This window comes from Nitrososphaera sp., assembly GCA_039938515.1.
Taxonomy (GTDB): Archaea; Thermoproteota; Nitrososphaeria; order Nitrososphaerales; family Nitrososphaeraceae; genus Nitrososphaera.
Genome location: JBDUUL010000015.1, coordinates 326,753 through 333,208 on the forward strand (window position 1 = coordinate 326,753; position 6,456 = coordinate 333,208).

The window sequence follows — 6,456 nt, forward strand, 5'->3', positions numbered from 1 at the left end:
TAACTTGACGGCCCAGCCAGCATTACTAATCCAGTGTTCTGCTAGAAATTAGGGTACCTCTCTATATGGAAATTTGCCGTATGGGACACGTGCCAGCCAGCGCAGTGAAATTGCAATGACCGAACTGAACAGGGTTGCGGTAGTCACCGGCTCGACCAAGGGAATCGGACGGGCGATCGCCGTGGCTCTCGCCAGGTCCAAAGAATATTCAGCTGTCGTAATTAACGGCAGAAAGCCTGAGGAAGTGCTTGCCGCAACTGAAGAGATAAAGGCACTTGGATGCGATTCAATCGGCATTCAGGCTGACGTCTCTAAGGAAATTGATTGTGTCAAACTAATCGCGGAGGCAGCGCACCGATTTGGGAGAATCGACGTGCTTGTCAATAACGCCGGAATCCAGAAGGAAATGCCATTTGCACAGACGACCTTTGACGAGTGGTACAAGATCCTCGCCGTCGACCTGACCGGGCCGTTTATCTGCAGCAGGGAGGCAGTCAGGTACATGCAAAAGCAGGAGCCGAAGGGAGGCGTCATCATAAACATTTCATCCGTCCACCAGACTATACCAAAGCCCTATTACGTTCCTTACTCGACGTCAAAGGCAGGCATAGATATGATGAGCAGGACGATGGCACTAGAGCTGGCTCGGGACAACATCCGCGTCAACGTCGTGGCTCCCGGGGCAATCGCAACCGAAATGAACAAAGAGCTTGACAATAACCCGAAAGAGTTGCAGAAGGTCCTGGACAGAATTCCCCTAGGCAGAATAGGGACACCTGAAGAAGTTGCCAACGTTGTCGAGTTCCTGGCCTCGGGCAAGGCGTCGTACATCACCGGGGCGTCATTTTTTGTCGACGGTGGGATGACTCTATATCCGAGCTTTGGAGTCTCTGGCGCAAACGAGACACAGGCCGCCTAGTCAGGCATTTCTGGACTCTGGATCTGGCCCCGGATACTCGAATAAATGTCGGCGATGGCCACCCTGACAGCGCATATCCCGGTTCTGAAGGGAAACGCACCATTTCCCGCGCCCGTCGTCGGGTCAACCCATTCGTAGAATGATAGCATGTGCAAATGACTTTCGGTGGCGAGTGTTGAAAGCAATTCATCGCACTCGGCGACCCTGTCAAAGCGGCTGCGGGCAAGCATCTCGATTCCCGTACTCCATGGCCAGAATGTGTGGTTGTGGTACTGGTGAGGCTGCAGCACCCAGGGCCCGGAGATTTTCAAATCAACCTCTGTCACTAGTGGCCACTTGCCATCCCACAGCCTGTTCTTCATTGCGTCCAGCGCCCGTTGGGCCCTGCCTGCCTGATCAGGGGGAGCTTTGTCCTGCAAATTTTGGCCGTCGATGTTATCCCTGGCCGTACCGTCGGTGATTGCAACAAGATAAAGTGCGACGTCCTGCGTTAACGTCCTATACGCGGCACCGAGATGGTGCGACTCCTGTATATCGATATAGCATCCGTCCTCCTCGGACCACAAGTATTTTTCCACTCCTCCAATTGCCTTGCGGGATATCTCCAACAGCCTCTCCGCCTCGCGCCGCCTCTGCATTTTATCAAGCAGCCTCGCAAGGCTTCGCAGCGCCATTATCCAGCAAGCCTGGCTGTAAACGATTTTGCCCGTCCGCAGCACCGTGTCCATCCAGTCCTCGTTGTGGTTCTGTTCAAGCAGCCCGTCGCCGTCCCTGTCCCGTGTAAGCAAATAGTCTACTGCCCGCATCATCTTGGGCACGAGAAATTCAGCCGCTCTGACACAGTCGGTGATCCCAAGTTTCTGCTCAAGAGAAAACACATAGTCTGCCGAGCTCTCGGACGCGACAATGGGAGTTGTCAGGGGACCCTTGCTGCCAGAATCCTCCTCAAGTCCCCGGCGCAGGATCTTCGAAGTGGTCGAAATCATTAGAGCCGTCGAGTCGATGTCCGGGTTCTGGGCATAGACCTCCGTGAATCCTATCTGGTAAATCGTGGTCGGGAGCGCGCCGGCAAATTCTTCCTGCTTGTCATCTTTTGCCTCCTCCGAGAGAAATTGCATCTCAGGCGACCCGCGCCCGTAGATAATCTTCTCCCTACCAGGTTCTATCTGGTGCAACCAAATGAGATTTAGCTGCTGAAGGGCGGCTGCCATATTTCCCGAAAGAGACCAGTCCCGCAGTATGTAGGCCGCGTCGCGGCACCAGATCGCCTGGTAATAGCCGCCCGGATTGAGCCCCTGGAGCGAATGCTCCCTCGTTTTTTGCAAGAAAGTATCAGCTTTCGATATGAAGGAGGTCCATTGCCCCGGCTTGGGATCTGGTATCAAAAGCGCTGTCCTATTCCAAGGATATTCCCGCTTTGGTATTATGGATTACAATATTGCGCGAAACCCATTTGGGCGATGTCCGCGTCTTGGATGCATGCAACGGGAAGGTGTTTTTGCTGGTATCTGCTAGCGGACAGAAGGTGCCGGGGCGGCTGAAATGCAGGTCGTGCGGCCTCGAATTTGACAGTCTGGGAGACCTGCAGAAGCACATCCTGACGGAACATCACCAAAAAGGAGACATACCGTAGCAGCGATTCGGGGTTAATGATAATGAGGACGCAGGGAAAGCAGGCTGCAGTTCAAATCTTGCTCACCCTGCTTGTCGCTTCTTGAAGTCAAGATGCCCAAGATGAACGGTCTTACTGTTTACGAAAAAATACGCAAACATGACCCGCGGGTAAAGGTGTGTTGTCTGACTGCATTTGGCCCCGAATATTACAAAGTTCAAGGTCAGGTATTCCTGCCTTGACGTAAGCGCTTCACGCAGCATCTGCCGAATAAAAAGTGGCAAACACCATTAAAGCTATTAGCACAATATGACAAATGTCATTGCAATAATATCCCAGTAATCAATAAAAGCAAAGTTCCTCGCCCAGCACGTCTCTGAATGCGGGTGAAATGATTACAATGAATCAGCGAGCAACGCGTTAATGCGTGAAACTATCTCCTCGTGATCGTGCTGCTGTAATACCTGCACGGCAAGCACGCCCTGGATGCCGTGGTCCGAAAGGAGAAAAAAGAATAAATCAGCGTTTTGAAAGTGCAGCGTGAAATACCTTGCTTGTCCGAAAAAGTCAGAATTTCCAATCATGATATTCGCAATGAGCGTTGCCTGGAAAAACATTTTTTCAAATCTGTCGTCGTTTGGGACTGCCACGCCAGGCCTTGCATCCATAGCAACAAGTTTGTTGTCAACAATAATTCCTGCACCCGCGATGGTCTCGGAGAGGTGGCAGACGGCCTTACAGACTTCGAAAGTGTTCATCCGTTATTTGTCTGACTGACCAGACGATTGTATAATCGTAATCGTGGAAGCGGCTGACCATCATTGTGCTCGTCCTTTAATGGACAATTATGCTGAGTGCTCGTCGCGATGCTGCTCGCCCTGAATCCCAGAAAAGGCACTGTCGCATTTTCCGAATAGCCGTCCTATGGCGACAAGGATAGATCTCTCTTCACCCGTTGATCTGCGTCCTGAAGTACGGCGCATCGCGCCTTTGTCGTCTGTTTAGCAGCTGCTTTTCAGGCCGACAAGGAGGCGGGGGTGCTCGGCGGCAATGTGTTGTCGCATCTCGCTAATCACATTGCTGGAAAACGGGCAGCCAGTCGATAAGCAATTGTATTTTTCCATCGCGGGGTTATTGATGCGGAGATAATTATCAATGATGGAAAAATCTGCAAGAGCATTAAGCAAGCCGATTTCCGGAATCGAAATGATAAGGAGGACAACGTTCGGATGAGAGGCTTTAGCATGGCCGACAAAAACCTGCCATGCCGCGGCGTAGCCCGTCAGCATGGCTGTAGGAACCAAAGTAGACCTCATTTAGTGAAAATCAGAGCACGACGGCATAATACCGTACTATTATCTTTCGTTGTGATTATATAATGTGATATTTCTCAGTGTGATGATTTTCGCGAATTGGAAGAGGAGAAAGAACCCCGAACGGTCAGCCTGCCTTGTGGCTGCAGGATACTCTGGGACGATGCAAATACGGCTGTAGCATTTTGCACGGGCCATTCTTCAGAATATCAGGGGGCCAAGAACGCGTATTGCCCCGAAGCCTTCTTCATGAGGTATAGCCGGGGTCTTCGCGGAATAAACACATTTTCAGACGAGCTAAAGTCACGGCTGCGATAGTCATCCCGTTCTTCGCAAGGCAACAAAGGCTGACGAGTCCTTTCAGCGGCTGAGGATTCTGATAATGTTGCTAGTTAGCGGGTCTTGAGTGCAGAAGCGCCGCAAACTGCCTAACCGACGGAAATGTAACGCCTTGGCTGATAAATGTATAATTATTTTGTTTCAACAACCTTAAATGAGAAGATTTTTCTTCTCGAAATATGCGAGTAAAATCTAATACAAAATTCTCCGACATTCGATTAGTTATATCTGCTACCTCCTGCGTCGCTTTATTGTTCTGTACGATGTCCGGCTCTTTTGCCGCTCAGCCCAAGGGCTTGATAGTGCCCCTCTACAACTATGATGCTAATATTGACGGCCTTATCGCGGCCAAGCAGCACTACCCGTCAGTGGACATCATAGCAATCCTCAACCCGGATAGCGGACCGGGTGACGCCAAAGATGATCACTGGACCGGTGTCGTCGGGAAGCTTCACGCCGCTCACATACGGGTCGTCGGATATGTCGACACAGCTTACGCGGGTGTATCTCAATCAGACGCCGACAGCAGGATAGACATGTATTACAACTGGTATGGAGTGGACGGAATATTCTTTGACGACGCCACACCAGACAACCACGACTATTACCAGGCTTTGACACATCATGCAAAGACTGGCGCGCCGGGCAAGCTCTCAATAATCAATCCCGGAGCAGCCGTCCCCGGAGAGTACGCCGACGCGGCAGACATTGTAATTGTGTATGAAAACGACGCGGTTCCATCGGGAATCGAAACTAGCGGATTGCCAAGCTCGCACGTTGGAGTGCTTGTTCACGGCACAGACGACTCGGGAAGCGTCTTTGACGCCGTGAAGGATTCAGCCGGCTACGTCTACACCTCGCCTGACTGGGGCTCTGTCGCACCTGATATTGTCGACCAAGCAAAACGCATGAGCTAGGGCGATATGATTCCAGCCCGCACGCAAGTCCCTGCTGAAACTATCGCCTATTCTCTTGGAATAGGCAGGCTTCAAATTACGAGTCAAAGGGCGAATACCTCTAACGGCTTGCCAGCAGAGAATTTAGGCTTTCAGTATCTTCATCAAGTCTGAACTGCCTTATTTGTCGGCCCTTGGGAAGGCCTTTTACTTCCCGCGACAGATGCATAGTGTATCAACTTCGGTAATAGAATGCCATATTGAAGGGTGATTGGGCAAGCGTTTCGAGACACCGGCTAAAGAAAAGTGACATCCCTGATTCTTGCAAAGTGTTAAAGCCGGAAATCAAGTGAAAACAATCAGTAGCAACTAATATCATTCAAGCCGGCGGATGCAGACCGTGCTAATTGTCGAGAAAGAAATAACGGACGACATGGTAGAAGAAAAAATAAGGGAACTAAAGCCAATCCACCCTGAACTTGCACAGGTGGCAGAAACAATACACCAGATGGATCTAAAAACAACCGTCAACACTATCCTTGTAGTGGATGCGCTTGAGGCGCTGCTAAAGGTCCACGCAATGCGCGAGGCAAGAGGGAAGGCTCTCACTGAAGAAACGTCACAGGAAATTGTCAGGCAGCTACGGCCAAAGCATCCAATATTAGCCGCGGTCATTGAGCGAGGACATAAAATGGACCTGCGCGAGACGTTTGCAGCCATGATTGTCCTTGATGCCATGAAGTGGATATTAAAAATCCACGCCGCAAGGCTCGCTACTGACTAGGCAAAAAGGCGCGTCCTGACTCAGGTAGCCAGAGGCGCGTACCACCTCCCACCTTTTTCAAATTTTAGCTCAAGTTAAAATGGTTCTTGGTCGACTTGTCGTAGAACTTGCTGGTCTCGATTGACTTGAACACCCAGAATGCAATCAATGCGCCTATCACAGGAGCAATCCAGTAAATCCAGTTATCAGCAAAGTCTCCAAAGACAAGAGCCGGCCCAAACGAGCGCGCGGGATTCACTGAGCCGCCGGAGACGTTCATTCCGACGATGGTGTCCACTGGAATTACTGCGCCTATCGTAATTCCACCAAAGCTCTTACCGCCGTGTTCAACCAGACAAAGTCGTTTATCGTTTTTCACAGCTGCTAGTCCAAATTTCTAGCATTAGCCCCAGACTAAAACAACAAGCACCGAAAATCATGCAAGCATAAAAAACGGCAGCGTTTTATTTCCGGATTTTACAGAATAAAAAAGAGGGAGTCGGCTTTATCCGACCCTTAAGATACGTTAACGGTGCCTAGCATCGTCGGGTGCAGCTGGCAGAAGTACTTGTACGTGCCTGCCTTTGTGAAGGTAAAGCTGTAGCTTGACTTTG

General features: G+C 50.7%; 10 protein-coding genes. 5 read left to right on the top strand and 5 right to left on the bottom strand.

The genetic code is table 11. The annotated features are described in order from the left end of the window. The first annotated feature begins 115 nt into the window (after positions 1 to 115). Entirely contained in the window at positions 116 to 919 is an 804-nt protein-coding gene (locus ABI361_09870) for a glucose 1-dehydrogenase (protein ID MEO9320970.1), read from the top strand. Here ABI361_09870 and ABI361_09875 read toward each other — a convergent pair. Beyond that, positions 916 to 2,244 (bottom strand): GH116 family glycosyl hydrolase, encoded by a 1,329-nt coding sequence (locus tag ABI361_09875; protein MEO9320971.1) that lies wholly within the window; start codon positions 2,242 to 2,244, stop codon positions 916 to 918. The two genes, ABI361_09870 and ABI361_09875, sit on opposite strands and share 4 nt — an antisense overlap. Positions 2,245 to 2,372: 128 nt before the next feature. Between ABI361_09875 and ABI361_09880 the strand changes: the two genes are divergently transcribed. Beyond that, positions 2,373 to 2,552 (top strand): hypothetical protein, encoded by a 180-nt coding sequence (locus tag ABI361_09880; protein ID MEO9320972.1) that lies wholly within the window; start codon positions 2,373 to 2,375, stop codon positions 2,550 to 2,552. A gap of 374 nt (positions 2,553 to 2,926) precedes the next feature. On the opposite strand, the gene ABI361_09885 is transcribed toward ABI361_09880, so the two are convergent. Together ABI361_09885 and ABI361_09890 are read right to left on the bottom strand one after the other, a co-directional pair. After that, on the bottom strand, positions 2,927 to 3,289 hold the full coding sequence (locus tag ABI361_09885) for a hypothetical protein (protein ID MEO9320973.1): 363 nt from the start codon (positions 3,287 to 3,289) through the stop codon (positions 2,927 to 2,929). A 243-nt stretch (positions 3,290 to 3,532) separates the two neighbouring features. Next, positions 3,533 to 3,847, bottom strand: a complete 315-nt coding sequence (locus ABI361_09890) for a hypothetical protein (protein ID MEO9320974.1) — start codon at positions 3,845 to 3,847, stop codon at positions 3,533 to 3,535. Between the two features lie 96 nt (positions 3,848 to 3,943). Between ABI361_09890 and ABI361_09895 the strand changes: the two genes are divergently transcribed. The 3 genes from ABI361_09895 to ABI361_09905 all read left to right on the top strand — a co-directional run bounded on the left by ABI361_09895 (position 3,944) and on the right by ABI361_09905 (position 5,863). After that, positions 3,944 to 4,162: a hypothetical protein gene (locus ABI361_09895; protein MEO9320975.1), complete on the top strand. Its 219-nt coding sequence runs from the start codon at positions 3,944 to 3,946 to the stop codon at positions 4,160 to 4,162. 284 nt (positions 4,163 to 4,446) lie between these two features. Beyond that, complete coding sequence (locus tag ABI361_09900; GenBank protein MEO9320976.1) at positions 4,447 to 5,100, top strand: spherulation-specific family 4 protein; 654 nt, start codon at positions 4,447 to 4,449, stop codon at positions 5,098 to 5,100. Positions 5,101 to 5,470: 370 nt separating this feature from the next. Further along, positions 5,471 to 5,863: a hypothetical protein gene (locus ABI361_09905; GenBank protein ID MEO9320977.1), complete on the top strand. Its 393-nt coding sequence runs from the start codon at positions 5,471 to 5,473 to the stop codon at positions 5,861 to 5,863. Positions 5,864 to 5,927: 64 nt separating this feature from the next. Here the strand turns inward: ABI361_09905 and ABI361_09910 are convergent, their stop codons facing one another. After that, positions 5,928 to 6,221 carry an aquaporin gene (locus ABI361_09910; GenBank protein ID MEO9320978.1) on the bottom strand — a complete coding sequence of 98 codons (294 nt, stop codon included), beginning with the start codon at positions 6,219 to 6,221 and terminating at the stop codon, positions 5,928 to 5,930. Positions 6,222 to 6,358: 137 nt separating this feature from the next. Continuing rightward, positions 6,359 to 6,456 (bottom strand): plastocyanin/azurin family copper-binding protein (locus ABI361_09915; GenBank protein ID MEO9320979.1); only part of this gene is annotated, 98 nt, incomplete at its 5' end.